Genomic DNA, 16,938 nt, shown 5'->3' with positions numbered 1-16,938 from the left:
TGGTCGCTCATTGCGACGCCAGGGCCTTGGGGGGCTGAGCGCGTCATTGCAGCCAGTGCCAGGGAGAGAGCCGCCTCATGCAAGCCCGTTCGTGTCGTCCTGCCCATGCGGCAGGCGCCTGCCTGTCCGCCGCGCGGTTGTCGGTGGCCATCGTCCTGGCCTTGCACGGTGCCGGCGCTGCCGCGCAAACCGTCGGCCCGCCGACCACGCCTACCGATGCGGTGGATCTGGACCGCGTGCAGGTCAAGGCCACCTATCGCGAAAGCCTGCAGCAATCGCTCGATGCCAAGCGCTACAGCGTGGAGCAGGTGGATGCGATCTATGCCGAAGACATCGGCAAGTTTCCCGATCTGAATCTGGCCGAATCGATGCAACGCATCGCCGGCGTCTCCATCGACCGCGAAGGCGGCGAGGGCAAGCAGATCTCCGTGCGCGGCCTGGGCTCGGACTTCACCCGCGTGCGCATCAACGGACTGGAAGCACTGGCCACCGCCGGCAGCGGCAGCGATGGCGTCAACCGCAGCCGCGGTTTCGATTTCAATACGTTTGCCTCGGAACTCTTCAGCCGCGTCACCATCAGCAAGACCCAATCGGCGCAGATGGACGAAGGCTCATTGGGCGCCACCGTCGATCTGCGCGGCTCGCGCCCGTTCGACTTCGACGGCTTCGAAGCGGCCGCCTCCACCCAATACGGCTACAACGATCTCTCACGCGAAAAGGACCCGCGTTTTTCCGGCCTGATCAGCAACATCTGGGCCGATGGCCGCGTTGGCGCCTTGATGTCGGTGTCCTACAGCGAGCGTCACCTGCGAGAGGAAGGCTACAACCCGGTGCGCTGGGAGCACGGCAACTACCGCAACTCCAACCAGAGCACCGCCACCAACAACGGCACCTACGGCTTCTGTTCGCCGGTGGGCTACAACCCGCAGACTCCGCGCAACCCGCTGGCCAATGAAACCCCGGCCGGGGTCGGCTCGCAGGCCAACCAGGACCGCAACAACGGCTGGGGCAGCTACGGCATCAACGCCGCCAACTGCGGCACCGGCATCGCGCGCCCGGCCAACACGCCGGAGAACATCCAGGCCTACGAGACCGCCACCGATGCGTGGATTCCGCGTTACCCGCGCTACATCCGCACCGATCACGAGATCAAACGTCTCGGCGTCACCGGCGCGCTGCAATTCAAGGTCAGCGACGACACCCTGCTGAACTTCGACATGCTGTATTCCAAGCTGGACAAGGACCAGCGTGAAGACTCGGTCGGCGCCAACCTGCACCGCACCGCCAACTTCGGCGGCAAGACTCAGATCGCCGTGCGCGAGGCGCAGGTGGACGACCAGAACCGCCTCACCTACGGCGTGTTCGACAACGTCGACTTCCGCACCGAATCCAGCAACATCGAAGAATCCACCGAGTTCAAGCAATTCAGTCTGGACCTGCAGCACCGCTTCAACGATCAGGTGCGCCTCAACGCATTGGTCGGCCACTCGACCTCGGACTACGAGCGCCCCGAGTTTTCGATGGTGAGTTTCGACAACACCAATCTCGATGGTTTCGTGCTCGACCGGCGCAACGGTGGCGATTACCCCAGCATGAGTTTCCCGTTCGATGCGGGTAACCCCAACAACTGGCAGTGGCTGGGCTATGGCGCAGTGCCGGTCAACAGCAACGGCACCGCGCGCGGCACCAACATCAGCGAAGTGCGGCTCAACCCGCAGTCGGTGAACAACACCTTCGACACCGCCAAGGTGGATCTGGAATTCAACATCAGCCCCACCTTCACTTTTCGCACCGGGCTGGCCTACAAGAACTACGACATGGACACGTCGGAGTCGCGCAACATCTCCTACGGGCGCTTGGCGCAGGCATTGCCGGCTGGTGTGGGCGTCAATGAGCTGAGCACCAACCTGGATGGCTTCGGCCGCAGCTTGAACGGCAGCTTCCCCACCACCTGGGTGATTCCGGATTTCCAGAAAGTCGCCGACCTGCTCAACATCAATTGCAACTGCGACACCGGCGTGCCCGGTGGCGACTACCGCCTGGCCGATGTGGGCCACTTCGGCTCGTCCAACAACAATTTCGCGGTCAACGAAAAGAGCCTGGGCACTTACCTGCAGCTCGATTTCAACACCGACCTGTGGGGACGCGCGCTGCGTGGCAACCTGGGTGTGCGCTATGTGCAGACGCAGATCGCCGCCAGCGGTTATGCGCCGTGTACGGCCACCGTGGCCGGCGCGATTTCGTCAGCGTGCGAATCGTTCTTCGGCGTGGCCAGCGCCACCGCCGCAGCCGGCGAGCGCCTGCTGGTGCCCACCACGGTCAACCATAATTACCGCGACATCCTGCCTTCGTTGAATCTGTCCTGGGATGTCAGCGATGAGGTCGTGCTGCGTTTCGGTGCGGCCAAGACCATGGCGCGCCCCACGCTGGCGTATCTGTCGCCCAGCGTCAGCGGCGGGCCCACCCAGTTCTTCGACGACGGGCGGTTTTTCTCGATCAATCTGGGCAACCCCAAGCTCGACCCGTTCCGCTCCACCAACTACGACCTCAGCGCCGAGTGGTATTTCCGCGAAGGCTCGTTGTTGTCGGCGGCGGTGTTCTACAAGGACATCGACAGCTACGTGCAACGCACCCGCGTGCTCAGCACCTGGGAGGCGATGGGCTACGCGCTGGATCTGCTGCCCGCCGGCTTTACCCCAGACACCATCTTCAATGTGCAGAGCTACTTCAACACGCCCGGCGGCCCGCTCAAGGGCTTCGAGTTGACCTACCAGCAGGCCTTCGATTTTTTGCCCGGCTTCTGGCGCAATTTCGGCATCCAGCTCAACTACACCCAGGTCGATTCCAAGATCAATTACCTGTTCAGTACCGCAGGCAGCAGCAACACCAGCATCACCACCACCGCCACCGCCACCGAGCGCGACCTGCTCAACCTCTCGCCGCAGTCCTACAACGCCACCGTCTATTACGACGACGGCCGCTTCAGTGCGCGCGTGTCCACCAGTTACCGCGATGGCTACATCAACAACATCCTCGCCCAGGAAGACGTCTACGACCTGGATGGCAGGCGCCTGGTCACGGCCGATGTGACCGGCAAATACAGCGTGGAAAACGTGGATTTCAACATGTCCTACAAGCTCAACGACCACCTGTCGCTGACGTTTGAGGCCATCAACCTGCTCGACACCCCCGACCGCCGCTACGTCGATTCCACGCTGGAACTGCCCGACAAGTACACCGTCACCGGGCGCCAGTACTACATCGGCGCGCGCTACAAGTTCTGACAGGAGCAACGCATGCAACCGCATCGCAGGATCGTGTTACGCACCCTCGTCGCCACCGCCTTGCTGGCCGGGCTGTCGCTCGGCAGCACCGCCGCCATCGCTGCCGACCCGGTCTACACCGTGGCCAAGCAGGGCAGCGCCGGCTACCGCACCGTGCAGGCCGCCATCGACGCCGCTGTGCAGGGCGGCAAACGCGCGCAGATCAACATCGGCGCCGGCACCTATCAGGAGCTGATCGTGGTGCCGTCCAACGCACCGGCGCTCAAGCTCACCGGCGCCGGCGCCACCCAGACCATCATCACTTACGACAACTACGCCTCACGCATCAATCCAGCCACCGGCACCGAATACGGCACCTCCGGCTCGTCCAGCGTCATCATCGCCGGCAACGACTTCACTGCCGAGCAATTGAGCTTCGGTAATCACGCAGGCCCGGTCGGGCAGGCGGTGGCGGTGCGTGTGGATGGCGACCGCGCTGCGTTCCGCGATGTGCGCTTCCTCGGTTATCAAGACACGCTGTATCTGCGCGGCGCCAAGCTGTCGTATTTCCTCGACTGCTATGTCGAAGGCACGGTGGACTTCGTGTTCGGCGCCGGCACCGCGCTGTTCGAAAACGTGCAGCTGCACTCGCTGGGCGATGGCTATCTCACCGCCGCCTCCACCCCGCAGGAAAGCGCGCGCGGCTTCGTGTTTCGCAATGCCCGCGTCACCGCTGCCAGCGGTGTCTCGCGCGTGCACCTGGGGCGCCCATGGCGGCCGTATGCCAGCGTCAGCTTCATCAGCAGCCAGCTGGGCGCACACATCCTGCCCGAGGGCTGGAACAACTGGGGCAACGCCGCCAACGAGGCCACTGCCCGCTACAGCGAATACCAGAGCAGCGGCAACGGCGCCAACCCGTCGCGCCGCGTGAAGTGGTCGCGCCAACTCACCGCTGCGCAGGCCGCCGCGCTGGACCGCAACACCATCCTGGGCAGCTGGAGGCCGTTCTGATGATCCGTTCGCACCTGCTCCGTTTCCACACGCTCGCCTTCGCTGGCGCCTTGTTGCTGGCACCGCTATCCGCACTGGCCGACAATATCGCCGACAACATCTTGTTGCTGCAGACCGCCTCCGGTGGCTGGTCCAAGCAGTACAAGGGCGTCGCCGTCGACTACAACCGCACCTTTACCGCTGCCGAAATCGCCGAGCTGCAACAGCCTGGGCGCAAGGACGACGCCACCATCGACAACAAGGCGACCACGTACGAAATCACGTACCTGTCCACCGCCTTCAAGAACGAAAAGAACGCCAAGTACATCGCCGCCGCACGCCGTGGCGTGGACTACCTGCTCAAGGCGCAATACGCCAATGGCGGCTGGCCGCAGTTCTATCCGGACCTGTCGTCCTACCACCATCAGATCACCTACAACGACGATGCGATGGTGCGCATGCTCAACCTGCTGCAGGACATCGGCGAGGGCAAGGGCGACACCGGCGCGCAATTGCGCAGCAGCCACGGCGCACGCGCAGTACAGGCGGTGGCCAAGGGTCTGGAATGCGTGCTCGCCACCCAGGTCAAGATCGGCGGCACGCTCACCATCTGGGGCGCGCAATACGACGAGGTCACGCTCAAGCCGGCCAAGGCGCGTGCGTATGAACTGGCCTCGTTGTCGTCTAGCGAGTCGGTGAGCATCGTGCGGTTTTTGATGCGCCAGCCCAACCCCTCGGCCAAGATCAAGACCGCGGTGCAAGCGGCCGGTGTCTGGTTCGACACCCATCGCATGCGCGATCTGGCCACCAAGAAAATCGACGACCCCACCCAGGAAACCGGCAAGGACGTGATCCTGGTGGCGCAACCGGGTGCATCGCTATGGGCACGCTTCTACGACCTGCAGAATCAACGCCCCTTGTATGCCAACCGCGAGGGCAAGGCCTTGACCGACTACATGCAGGTGCCCAACGAGCGCCGCGTGGGCTACGCCTGGCATGGCACCTGGCCGGACAAGTTGTTGAAGGATGAGATTCCCAAGTGGAAGGCCGCAAACGGGCTGTAGTGGACGCAGCCATCGCACCACCGCACGCGGCGCATGCTGGCGCGCGCAGCACGCAGGCACCGCATGTACTCTCGTACGTGCCGGCCCGCTTGCTCGCTGCCCACCGTGCACCGCGTGCCGCGTTGCGGTGGCACGTTGCAGTGTCTGTCGCCCATGCGGTGCGGCAGTGGTTTTGAAGAGTGGTTTTGAACCAGACGAGGTGCGTGTGCTGAAGGTTTGGATGGGTTTGTTGTGTCTGATCGCGCTGCCGGCAAGTGCGGCCACCCCCACGGCCCCGGAGTTGTTGTTCCGGGTCTCGGCCGATCGCAGCCTGGAGGCCGATGTGGCCCGCGGTGATGGCGTGCCCAACTTCCGCGACAAGATCGCGCTGGTGCCCACCGGCAAACGCGGCAACGCCATCGAATGGGCCGACGACGGCGTGCTGTCGTGGAATGCGCCCGGCAACCTCTACACCCAGCGCGGCACGCTGAGCTTTTTCTGGCGCGCGCGCTACCCGGTGGGCGAGGCGCCATTCGTGATCTTCCGCGTTGGCTATGCCGACCACACCAGCTGGGACATGGCCTGGCTGCGCATCGACTGGAACGGCCACGGCTTCGATGCCTTCGTTACCGACGCCAACCTCGCGCGCACCCGTGTCTCTTTCAATCTCGATAAGAACCCGGCCGCCAGCGACTGGACCCACATTGCGTTTGCCTGGGACGAAACCCGCGGCGTGCGCCTGTATGTCGATGGCAAGGAGGCCGCACGCGTGGACTGCGGTGCGCCCTGCGCCAACGGCGGCGCGCTCGACTTCGACGCCGCACTCGACCAGTTTGGCCTGGCCGGCCGCGTGATGTCGCCGCACCAGGTGCAGAGCCGCTACAACTTTTTGCGTGGCAGCGACTTCGACGAGATCCGCATCTACGACCGCATGCTCGACGCCAGCGGCGCCGCCGCGCTCGCACGCCTGCAGGAGCCCGCCACCGCTGAAGCACCCACCGGCAACGCGCAACACGCCGCCTTCCTGCACCGCTTTGGCTGGGACAACGGCCACGCACCGCCGCTGCTGAGCGCACCCATCACCCGTATCCGCAAGGTGGAATTCGCCGACGCCCGCGACCTCAAGCAATGGATGTGGAAGGCCACCGACGGCATCTCCGAAACCACCTGGCCCGGCGTCTACAACCGCTCGCGCCTGCCCGGGCGCGACGACTACTTCCAGCTGCCGGACTGGAACACCTACGTCGAAGGCGGCAAGGCGCTGGACCTCACCCTGCCGGACGAGCCGGTCAACCGCATCGAGCTGCGCGGCGCCGCATATGGCCAAGCCAGCTACACCGCGCCCGCTGCCGCCGGTGCTGCCACCGTGCAGGCGCAGCCGCTGTTCGCGCGCAGCCAAGGCGTGGTGCGCAGCGTGGACCAGTTCCCCGAGCGTCGCGGCGGCACGCTGCGCTTTGCCAACACCGCGCAGGAAACCCCCATCCAGGAAATCTGGGCCTACAACGTGCAGCCGGGCGAGGTGCCCAAAGGCAGCGCGCAACTCAGCTACACCGTGCGCAGCGACATCCAGCCTGACTACGACAACCTCGCACCGCTGCGCGATGTCATCGCCGGCCGCTACCCGCCAGGCGAGCGCCAGACCGTGGTCGCCCTGCCCACCAAGGCGCCAGCGCGCAAGCGCCCCAGCGACAAGACCGCCGCCGGCAGCGCGCAGCAACCCATCGTGCACATCCTGGTGCCGTCCAGCCTGGGCAACCCGCCGCCAGACCAGGCGCTGATGCGCAGCTGGTCCTACGGCTGGGAGAACATGCACGACGGCCTGGATGGCATCGCCATCACCCTGCCCGCGCTCAACCTGCCGGCCACCCACAACGGCAGCATCCCGCTCAACATCCGCATCAAGGACCCCATCTGGCCCGCACGCGACATGATCGATGTCTCGGTGGCGGTCACCCCCGGCCAGGCCCGCACCCTGTGGCTGGACCTGCGCGACAGAATCCTGAGCAACGACAGCCTGATGCTCAGCATCGCCGCCGCCGCGCCCGGCTTCGATGCCAACGCGCTCGACGGCACCCAGCTGCAACTGGTGTTCAAACCGCGCAATGAGGCCATCAAAGAGCACGTCGCCGACCGCTTCAACCAGGTCAAGGACAACTGGGGCTTTCTGGTGGAAGAACACACCACCTCCAAGCGCCAGCTGCTCTACAAGCGCCTGGATGCCGACATCACCGACCTGCTGCGCGTCGACCCGGACCACGCCCTCGGCCGCCAGTACTGGAACGACATCAGCTACGCCAACCAGGGCGCGTTGCCTGTCGATCTGCCCAGCGTGCCCAAGGGCGTGCCTGCCTGGGCGTTCTGGCAGCTGCAAGACCTTAGCGCCACCCGCCGCTACATCCGCTGGTGGATCGAGCAGCGTCAGGTGGCCTACGGCGATTTCGGCGGCGGCATCTCCGACGATTCGGACCTGGTGCAGCAATGGCCCGGCGTCGCCCTGATGGGCGTGGACCCGGACATGCTCAACGCCTCCATGCTCGCGCTGTCCGATGCCAACTACCGCAACGGCATGTTCACCAACGGCCTGTCCACCATCGAAACCGACGAGCTGCATGCGTATGAGGAGGGCATCAACCTCAACAGCGCCCTGCTGTACCTCAACTGGGGCGACCCGCGCACCGTCGAGCGCCTGATGCAAACCGTCAAGGCCTTCGACACCGTCATCCAGGTCAACCCGCAAGGCCACCTGCTGTTTGCCAGCAACTGGTTCGGCGGCCGCAAGGTCTACCGCGAGCCCAACTGGCAATGGCAAAAACCGTACTCCTTCCCCATCGTGCACCCGGCCATCCTGCTGGGCGGCTATAACGCCGACCCCAACAGCCGCCGCATCGTCACCGGGTTAGCGGATGGCTATCTCGCCCACGCCTACACCAACGCCAAGGGCAACTGGGCGCTGCCCAACGAGATCAACTGGCAAACCGGCAAAACCCGCGGCGGCGAACTGTTCGAAGGCAGCGGCGGCGCCGACACCTTGCACACCTTCTGGGCCGCCTACCGCTTCACCGGCGATGCGCGTTATCTCAAGCCCATCGACTACCGCGTGGCCAGCAGCGGCCCCAACGGCCTGTCGCTGCTCAACGAAAACTTTCTCGATGTCATGGGCAAGCGCAGCGACTGGAGCGGCAAGCTCATCGATGCCGCCAACAAGGACGACGGCAGCGCCCCGGACTTCCCGCACCATGTGGCCTGGGAGCAGACCGGCAATCTGGATTATCTCGCCGCCATTTACCGCAGCGAGGCACGCGAGAAACTGCAAAACTTCTACATGAACACCGAAGGCCACTGGTGGAGCGACCGCGTGGAATCCCCCACGGTCAACCTGCAGCGCGCACGCCTAGGCGGCGTGGCCCTCAAGCGCAACCAAACCTACCCCGGCCACACCGTGAGCTGGCGCTTCAATGACCCGGAGGCCGCCATCCAAGTAGCCATCGCCATCCCCGCACCCCAGCAAGACCGCTTCACCGTCATCGCCTACAACACCTCCAGTAAACCTCAGCGCGCCAGCATGACCGGCTGGAACGTCGCCCCGGGCCAATGGCGCATCACCCAAGGCGTGAGCAAAGAAAATGACGGCAAGCTCGACAGCAACGCCAAGACGCAAGAGCTCGCTTTCGAAAAAAGCGCGGCCATCGACATCGACTTCCCCGCAGGCCGCACCACCGTCCTGCAGCTCGAACGCATCGCAGCCACCACCCCGGTCGAACTGCGCCCGGATCTGGGTATTGGCCATGGCGACGTGCGTGTGACTGCAGACGCCATCGAAGTGACCGTGCACAGCCTTGGCCATGCGGATGCGCCGGCCGGGTTTGTGGTGTTGGAGGATGGGCGTGGGAAGGAGCTGGCAAGAGTGGCGTTCCCGGCACTCGCGGCACCACGCGATCTGCAGCCAATCACCACGCAGGTGCGCCTGCCGCTAACCAACGCGGCAAATCTAAAAACCGCGCATTTGCGTGTGGTTGCCGAAGGCAAGATGCCGGAGATTACCGAACTCAACAATAATCTCGCTCTACCCGCACCGGTTACACCGACAACCGCAGAAAACAGCCAATAACTTGAGACATCAAGCCCTTCTCCCGCACGCGGGAGAAGGTGCCCGCAGGGCGGATGAGGGCAAAGCCGATAAAGCCAACGATCACTCACGCAAGCGCATTGACGCAACCCAAGAACTCGGCGAGGATCAAGTTGCGCAGTATGTAATGCAGCTGCAAAGCCACACATTTCTTCAGGAGGAAGAAACAATGTTGAGCAAGGCATGGAGCATCGTGGCACTGACTGTGGCCGCACTGGGGATGCGGCGTAAAACCTGGTGTCAGGGGGACATAGCTGAAAAGCGGTGAGCTTCAAACGCTCGTGGTGATTTGCCGCAGTCAGGCAGTCAGCGAGGATCAGGTTATGCCGCGCTTAGGCGGTCCAACAGTAGTTAGCCCTCTCATCAAAAAACCAGGAGACTCATATGCACGTAGAAGCGAGCGGAGTTGCAACCTTCAGGGTCAATGCAACAGGTCAGAAGGTTTCTGTTTCTGCTTCTGATCTAGAGTGGGATTGTCAGGGGGACGGCGAGCGCAACATGGGCCCTGAGCTGATCCATACAGCAGACTTTGATATTTCCGGCCACACCGTAACCTGGAGCATTTGGGAGTATCCCGTAGGCGTCGAGAATCACAGCGACACCCATGTTCCCGATGGCATTACTTTGGTCGCGGACATTGACTACGGCTTGGTGCACGATCCTGAGTGACAGGGTTAATAAATCATTCAAGCCGAAGTTGCTTCGTAACTCGGCTTAATTCCAGCGTTAGGTAGCAACAGGTCGAGCTAGATCACCCGTATTTTCGTTCAACAACATGGGGAAGTTATGGCAACGAAGAAGAGCCCAGGTGGCCGCAGGCTAGGCAGCAAGAACCACTCACCTCGAGAAGATAGACTGCTGGCGCAATTGTCCGCGCTCAAAGCCAGCCTTGCCGCAGAGAAAGCAAAAGGCAAGGTGAAGGATGCAGAGAAGAAAGAACTTCGTGTTGCATTGAGTGAAGCAAAAAAGAAAGTTGCTCCCAAGACTGTAGCCACGAAGAAGGCCGCACCAAAGAGTAAGTAGTTTCGGTGGGGGGAATGGGGTCAGGTTTAACTTATAAGTAACCCTGGCTTCACTGGTCCAGGCTCCATTGGCCCATATTGCTCCAAACCTCATTGTTCCAAGTCGGATAATTCAAGCGTTAGATTTGCATATCACCATCAGGAGAACGGAAAAATCATAAAATGCCTTCTTGACATACAACAAAGCTCATCACGTGAGGCACTGACGTTGAAAAGCTAGTGACGGCATCCGAGCGTGGTCTCCTTTTGTGACGGGCGTTTCGTAGTAGTCATTTGAGCAGGGACGGCGCCGGCGCGCTGCGCTGCTTCTGCGTCGACCAGCCCTGCATCGAGGTGACAGGCGATAAGGTTAAGAGCAGTTCCGAGGCCCATCGTTCTTTCAAACTGCCAGCTAATCTCGTGGAATAGGATAAGTTATTTATCAGCTAATGGTTATTCAAAAATATTTAGCCTGAAAGGCTCGGTGGTTGTGCAAAGCTGAATGAAGTAATAGTCGGTCTGCTCAGGGATTAAGGTGCATGTCAGCCATCTTGACCAGTCGATGGACGGGCTATCGATTGTATGGTGGCATGCCACGAATAAACTATATAAAGGAAATAATTAGCCATGAGTAATCCCCTGCAACAGGCCGCCCCTACTCAGCTCCCTTTGGATCTTGGAATAGAAGTCCAGAAGGGCGTGAATGGAATCGAGATGGGAGTTCTTGAAAACGGCATCCCCTTCCTCACGCAGCGAGGTTTGGCTGGCGCCCTAGGGATATCCCGTAATGTGGTTCAGACGATTACTAAGGAATGGGAGGATCACTACAACGATACGGTTCTGGGCAAGGACCGCATCTCGTACTTTAAAGCCTATCTTTTCAATAATGGGTATTACGAAGAAAAATTGCACTTGCAAACAGTTCAGAACGGCACGACACACTTTGCTTATCCTGACGTTGTTTGTATGGCGTTCCTTGAATACTACGCGTTTGAGTCTAAGGCGGATAACGACACGGCATTGGAGAGCTATCGCAAGTTTGCGGCGTTCGGCTTACGGAAATTTATTTATGAGTCTCTTAACTATACGCCAGCTGATAAGTGGAAGTATCACAATGACCGCGTTTCAATACTGAAAGACAGTGCTCCAGCTGGTTATTTTACTATCTTTAAGGAAATCACCGGCTTAGTCGTAGATTTAATTCAGGCTGATCTGACGGTAAACCACAAAACCGTGCCAGATATCAGTGTGGGTATTGCTTGGGGCAAGTACTGGTCTGAGAATAATCTTGAAAAAGAATACGGGAAAAGGACGCAGTACGAGCACAATTATCCCGACTATTATCCCCAATCAATGAGTAACCCTCAGAAGCCGAATGCTTATCCTGATGCCGTTCTTCCTCTTTTCCGGCAGTGGTTTAGGCAGGATTATTTGCTCACAAAGTTTCCCAAGTACATTCTGACAAAAGCCAATGTGTTGAACGGTGGTAAAGTTGAAGCATTGAAGATTGGAACAATGTACAACACAACTGCTTTGCCGAAGCCTGCAGTTGCCAAGCTGCCGTCTGGATCGAAGCCGTAAACTAGCTTTGGGATAACCCAATAAGCGAAGAACGGGGTCCGAAGAACGGAGTCAGATTCAATTGGGCGTCAGCCCCCCGTTCTTTGTCGAAAGCGAGGGGTCGCTAACCGTTTGATGATGATAGGTGCGACACGTCATCGCCTCACAGCGACGGGGTCGGTCCGCGCGGTTGTTGCTCCTGCGAGCGCTGCTGTTCTAGCGACTGTTCCCGCGCGCGATCTTGTTCCAGACGTTGGTTGACGGATTCCAGTTGCGAGAAGCTTTCCTGCACCGGGCGTTGGGCTGCTTCGACGGTGGGCATATGTGCACGCAACTTCGCTGGGTCATCCGGTCTGCCCTGTACCAAGAACACCATTTGTGCAGCTGGAAGATCCTCGGTCTTTGCGCTGAGCAGCACGTGGTCCACCCGGGTCAGCCCATTGTCTTTGGCTAGCGTCAGCAGACTCGCTGTCATCCGTTCACTGGTCGCGTCAAACGTGCGGCCATTGGCTGCATCTAACTGCTCCACTTTGCTTCGGATCTGCTGATGCATGGCATGGTCCGGGTGTCCCGCCTCTGCAGGCGTCAATGCGCGCCCTGGCTCAATCGGTGTCGCAAACTTGGGAGAACTAACGCCGCGTGCGCCAGTGTCCTTGAGTTGGACCATGCCATAGCCGTCCTTGCCAAGGTCAACGATGTTGAAGGTCTTCGCAGACCCTAGCTCCAGCCCGTTGCGCTCCAGCTGTCTGGGGTCCAGGCCCAAGGATTTGAGATCGATGCGGACTTCCGGAGGCTGGCGGTCATGCGCCAGATGCGCGTAGTTTTGCGCGATGTGACTGATCGGATTGACGCCATAGTAGTTGCGGTAGTCGGAATCGCCATGTGGGCCTAGCGTGCCACTGCTGTCGTAAAAACAGTGCTCAACAGATTTGGTCAGCGCATCGTCGCGGGTAAAAGGGTGCTTGGTGAGTGCATCGTAGGTCAGTCCGTCTGCAAACTGCGGAGCGCCGTTCGGTTGTCGTACGACACACCGATTACTCGACCGGTCGAGCAACTCCCTCTCAACCACACTGTCGGGCATCTCAGGGTTCAGATGTTTGATTCGATCATGCAGGGCACGCATTCCCGAGATTTCCGACAGTGCTTCGTCTGCGCGAGTCGAATCCAGGTAAACACGGGTAGGGCCAGTCAGGTCGACCTGATGCTCCCGATTGTCGTAGGCTTCCTGCATCCGGTTACCCATACTCTTGCCGAACTCGGCAAGGGCGTCGGCACGATGCTGGGCCAATACGCCGTGCATCGTTTCATGGCCCATGACCTCGGTCAGATAGTCGATGCGCTCTGATCCTGCGAAGTCCTTGAACGCTGCTTCACTGATATTGAGTGTGCCCGCCTTGCCGTCCTTACCGTCCTGGAAGTGGCCGCCGTTGTTCTGTCCATGCGAAACAGCAATCGCGCCAATTCGACCTTTCTCAATGGCATCACCTAGCAGGTTCGACAGATAGGGTGACTCGGCGATTGTTTGCCGGATGCTCGCCTCCGCACCGGCAGGAAGCGCCGGATCTTTTGCCATCTGGGCAAGCAGGGGTTCAATACGTGGATCAACCGGGATCATGGCTTACCTCCGTCGATTTTCACGCTGTAAACGCACTCTTGTGGACTACTTTGGTCATGGGCTCGATAGATGAGCAGTGAGACCGAGAACATCTGGCTACCGCGATTGATTGCACGCCAATGCTGGCGTAGCCATCCACCCTGGAAGGGTCGCTGGCCGCCGCGTGTGTATCCCATGCCCTCGAGCGTTTTGGACAATGCTTCGGCTTGCCAGATGCAGGTCGGCGTAGGCACGCGCGTGGGATCGCCGTGGTTAGGCAAAGACACCGCAACTTCGATCCGCGAGAAGCCATCCTTCGTTGGGCGATGTGTCGCGTAGAGCGCATAGCCATCGGCCAGAGCGACGTCTTTTGCTTCACGCCACGGGTATGCCAGATCAGATGGTGGCCCAAGCTTGATGCCAAGTGCAGATTCCATTCGCGGGTAGTCCAGATCCGCTGGCATTGTCAGGCCATCGATGAAGCGCAGCAGCCGGCGCTCCAGCTCTTGCGGAGTGGTGTTGGCAGAGACGGGATCGGAACGGCTATCAGTGCTCTTGCCTTTCTCTGGAGAGGCTGGCGTCGCTGTGGCAGCAGATGGCGTGCCTGCATCCCGTCCTGCTTCACCAGGCGCGCGAGCGCATGCACTTGGCAACGCTAGTGAAAGCAGCAGCAAAGGGAACAGGCTTCGGAAGCTAACTTTTATCATTGGAATCCTACTCACGCGACATTGCGATGCTGGCCAATTGTCATTCGCGCCGTCGGTGTCATGCACTACCGAGCCCGAATCTGAGTGGCGCGATGGTGATGGATAGCGAGGGAACGTAAAGCTATTTACGGGAGGGTGGGGACGCGCTTGGAGCAGCACTCTCTCAAGGTTCAATCCAACTCTGACCATGCTGCTTCAAACGTTGACGCAAGGATCTTCCATCAACGCTTTCCAGATTGCCAGCATCAGCCAGTTGACATGTCACGCAGCGCGTAGCAGTCTTTTCGCCAAGGAGCGTAGAAACTCCTCAGACAGCGGTACCCACCTCCGAAAGACTGGTGGGTTTTTTGTGCCCGCAGTTTCTTGCGGGCGCAACCGACGCGTTGCCTGCGTCGGGAGGGCGGCTAATACAACACCCGCAAGGGGAATACGCCCGCCGTCTGTCTGCGGTTTCTAACCTCCCGACATCCCGTCGCCACCCGGCGGCGGGGCCTGCTCGTCAAGGAGGGCTTTGCAATGCGTCGACCCACATCCCGTCCCATATCCGCACGCAAGCGCGCTACGGAGCTGCCACCCACCGAGATCGGCTGGCACTCGCTCGACCCCTCGATCAAGCCTCGGCCCTATGTCGAGCGCACCCCCATCCCCCAACCCCGCACCGAACCCCGCCCCCCACGCCCCGGCCACCCGCGTGCCCCGCAACATTGCACCGTGGGCTACGGCTACTACCCCGCCAGCGACCTACGCATCCCCACGCTGCGCCTACGCGGCCGCTGGCTGGAACAACTGGGCTTCACCATCGGCAGCAAGCTCCACATCCGCCTGCGCGATGGCGAGCTGGTCGTCAGCGTCGCACCTACGGACTAACCAGGTGCGCAGCGCACGCGCAGCACGCACCCGCACGCCCCGCGCCGAGCGCAACACGCCAATCGCCACACCGTACGCGCTTCCCGCTCACCGCGCAGAGGAGGACACAGATGGAGCACCCCGCCGTCGTCTTGCATCTCACGCTGGACCAACGCGACCAGCTCGACCGCCTGCTACGCAGCCTCATCGCTCATGGCGACGTCATCGCCATGAGCAAGCCGGAGTGCCTGGAGGCGCAGACCCTGCCCACGCTCGGGCAAGCCATCTTCGATGCGGCCCATGCCGTGCGTGCAATCCTTGACCGGCGCATGGAGCACAGCCACGGCGACCCATAAAGCACCGTGCGACAACCGGCGAGCCTGGAGTCGGAATTCGATAAGGCATGTGACCGTGCAGAGGGGTCAGGCGTTGGCCACGGAGGCGTGGAGCGATTGACTGCGGTGAACGACTCGGCGAGGATCGCGCTATACCGCGCTTAGGCGGTCTGATAGCAGCTAGGCGCGCATGGCAACGATCTCGGTGGTTGGGTGGCGAGTAGATGACGTTCAATGGCGATCTGAGGGAGTGCACGCCGCTGCTGAGTTCGCGCGCCGCCTTCGGCGAGGAATAAGTGCATCCCCAGCACAGCGCCGGAAAATCGAAAGATTCAGTACTCGCGCGCGAGCATGTTGAGATCCATGACGTATCTGTAGAGCACGTCCAATCGATGATGCATGTTCTTGAAGCCCTGGGTGCAGAGGTCTTGGTAGACATGGGCGCAGATGGTCAATGGTACCGGCAACGCCCCTAGTAATGGATTTAAACCGAAGCCGCTTCTTAGCTCGAATCAAGCATCAGGCAAGTAAGCGTGCCAATGAGTTCGTTAGGCTGTATGTAGTTACTTTCAGTTGAATCCGCTGGCTATGAAAAATCGCTCCGTGCTTGAAGCGCTAAGATCAGAGCCAGGCACGGCCAGCCTGGGGCATGGCTCTAACGGGCAGCTGCTTTTCAGTGATTGTAAACGAAGCATAAGTGTGATCTGCTAGCTATATGGGAATGGCGTTCGCAAAAAAACCGAAAAAGTAACTACCTGTGAGGAAGCGATGGACCGCTGTTTTCCAGAGGATCTCGAGCATCTACGAAATCAGATCGAAGACCTTAACAAGGTTGATGATCCTACTGAGCGGGTATCAAAGCTAGTAAGAATTGCGGGGGATGCCGTAAGCGCCGCATTTCGGATTGCGCAGGACTCGTCCACGCTGCCGCTACAGCAGCGGGCATTGACTGATCTCTCCGAGCTACATGGTGCAATTGCTGAGGCCGCAAACCTTTTAACTGACCCCGATTATTTTGAAAGGCTTATAAGTTTAAAGGGTCATGTTCCAGAGGTCATGCTTCAACATCTAGCTGTCATGAAAATATTCGACAAGGCATTTTATAGCCTTTTTATGCTGATGCAATATGACGCTGATGACCGTCATGAGTTGGATCCTGAAAATGGATTTATGATAACAAGCGGCAGCATGGCTTATGGCCGAGCTTCCTTTCGTCCCAGCTCAATAAAGTAAAATTTACCGAGAGGCTATTAATCTCGGGCAATGGAATTGCCCATACTGGGTAATAATGACAGATGGTTGTCTGTCAATTCAATACGATCTATCGACACAAGGAGATGTTGTCGTGAAAGCGAATAAATATGCAATTTTGTTTATAGCAGCTAGCTTAGAGCGTGTTATGAACTTTGCCCTTGTCACGATAACGTATACGGATGAAGCCTCGTAAGCCATATCCAACCGATATCTCCGACG

The 16,938-nt window shown here is 60.1% G+C and carries 13 protein-coding genes; 11 read left to right on the top strand and 2 right to left on the bottom strand.

The genetic code is table 11. The features are described from left to right. Positions 1 to 77 precede the first annotated feature (77 nt). The 8 genes from XcyCFBP4188_RS20310 (at position 78) to XcyCFBP4188_RS20280 (ending at position 12,004) form a co-directional block, all read left to right on the top strand. Complete coding sequence (locus tag XcyCFBP4188_RS20310; protein ID WP_104592744.1) at positions 78 to 3,284, top strand: TonB-dependent receptor; 3,207 nt, start codon at positions 78 to 80, stop codon at positions 3,282 to 3,284. A gap of 12 nt (positions 3,285 to 3,296) precedes the next feature. Beyond that, complete coding sequence (locus tag XcyCFBP4188_RS20305) at positions 3,297 to 4,274, top strand: pectinesterase family protein (protein WP_104592743.1); 978 nt, start codon at positions 3,297 to 3,299, stop codon at positions 4,272 to 4,274. Then, positions 4,274 to 5,317 (top strand): pectate lyase, encoded by a 1,044-nt coding sequence (pelA, locus tag XcyCFBP4188_RS20300; protein WP_006453333.1) that lies wholly within the window; start codon positions 4,274 to 4,276, stop codon positions 5,315 to 5,317. Before XcyCFBP4188_RS20305 ends, pelA begins: the two co-directional genes overlap by 1 nt. A gap of 220 nt (positions 5,318 to 5,537) precedes the next feature. Beyond that, positions 5,538 to 9,404: a LamG-like jellyroll fold domain-containing protein gene (locus tag XcyCFBP4188_RS20295; protein ID WP_174705867.1), complete on the top strand. Its 3,867-nt coding sequence runs from the start codon at positions 5,538 to 5,540 to the stop codon at positions 9,402 to 9,404. Position 9,405: 1 nt separating this feature from the next. Further along, positions 9,406 to 9,690, top strand: coding sequence for a hypothetical protein (locus tag XcyCFBP4188_RS20290; protein WP_104592742.1), 285 nt, complete (start codon positions 9,406 to 9,408; stop codon positions 9,688 to 9,690). A gap of 116 nt (positions 9,691 to 9,806) precedes the next feature. Then, on the top strand, positions 9,807 to 10,091 hold the full coding sequence (locus tag XcyCFBP4188_RS20285; RefSeq protein WP_104592741.1) for a hypothetical protein: 285 nt from the start codon (positions 9,807 to 9,809) through the stop codon (positions 10,089 to 10,091). 117 nt (positions 10,092 to 10,208) lie between these two features. After that, positions 10,209 to 10,445 carry a hypothetical protein gene (locus tag XcyCFBP4188_RS22730; protein ID WP_146094073.1) on the top strand — a complete coding sequence of 79 codons (237 nt, stop codon included), beginning with the start codon at positions 10,209 to 10,211 and terminating at the stop codon, positions 10,443 to 10,445. A gap of 605 nt (positions 10,446 to 11,050) precedes the next feature. Then, a complete protein-coding gene (locus XcyCFBP4188_RS20280) occupies positions 11,051 to 12,004 on the top strand; it encodes a BstA C-terminal domain-containing protein (RefSeq protein ID WP_104592740.1) in 954 nt (317 codons plus the stop codon). A 142-nt stretch (positions 12,005 to 12,146) separates the two neighbouring features. Here XcyCFBP4188_RS20280 and XcyCFBP4188_RS20275 read toward each other — a convergent pair whose 3' ends face one another. Continuing rightward, positions 12,147 to 13,598: an XVIPCD domain-containing protein gene (locus tag XcyCFBP4188_RS20275; protein WP_104592739.1), complete on the bottom strand. Its 1,452-nt coding sequence runs from the start codon at positions 13,596 to 13,598 to the stop codon at positions 12,147 to 12,149. Further along, a complete protein-coding gene (locus XcyCFBP4188_RS20270) occupies positions 13,595 to 14,299 on the bottom strand; it encodes a hypothetical protein (RefSeq protein WP_248283120.1) in 705 nt (234 codons plus the stop codon). The genes XcyCFBP4188_RS20275 and XcyCFBP4188_RS20270 overlap by 4 nt, the downstream gene beginning before the upstream one ends. Positions 14,300 to 14,800: 501 nt before the next feature. On the opposite strand from XcyCFBP4188_RS20270, the gene XcyCFBP4188_RS20265 reads away from it, so the two are divergent. The 3 genes from XcyCFBP4188_RS20265 (at position 14,801) to XcyCFBP4188_RS22725 (ending at position 16,698) form a co-directional block, all read left to right on the top strand. After that, complete coding sequence (locus tag XcyCFBP4188_RS20265; protein WP_104592737.1) at positions 14,801 to 15,151, top strand: SymE family type I addiction module toxin; 351 nt, start codon at positions 14,801 to 14,803, stop codon at positions 15,149 to 15,151. A 110-nt stretch (positions 15,152 to 15,261) separates the two neighbouring features. Further along, on the top strand, positions 15,262 to 15,486 hold the full coding sequence (locus tag XcyCFBP4188_RS20260) for a hypothetical protein (RefSeq protein WP_046932165.1): 225 nt from the start codon (positions 15,262 to 15,264) through the stop codon (positions 15,484 to 15,486). Between the two features lie 747 nt (positions 15,487 to 16,233). Further along, on the top strand, positions 16,234 to 16,698 hold the full coding sequence (locus XcyCFBP4188_RS22725) for a hypothetical protein (protein ID WP_006448534.1): 465 nt from the start codon (positions 16,234 to 16,236) through the stop codon (positions 16,696 to 16,698). Positions 16,699 to 16,938 lie beyond the last annotated feature (240 nt).

It is taken from the genome of Xanthomonas hortorum pv. cynarae (assembly GCF_002939985.1).
Taxonomy (GTDB): Bacteria; Pseudomonadota; Gammaproteobacteria; order Xanthomonadales; family Xanthomonadaceae; genus Xanthomonas; species Xanthomonas hortorum_D.
The sequence above is the reverse complement of the archived record's forward strand: the minus strand, read 5'-3'. Positions and strand labels throughout refer to the sequence as shown.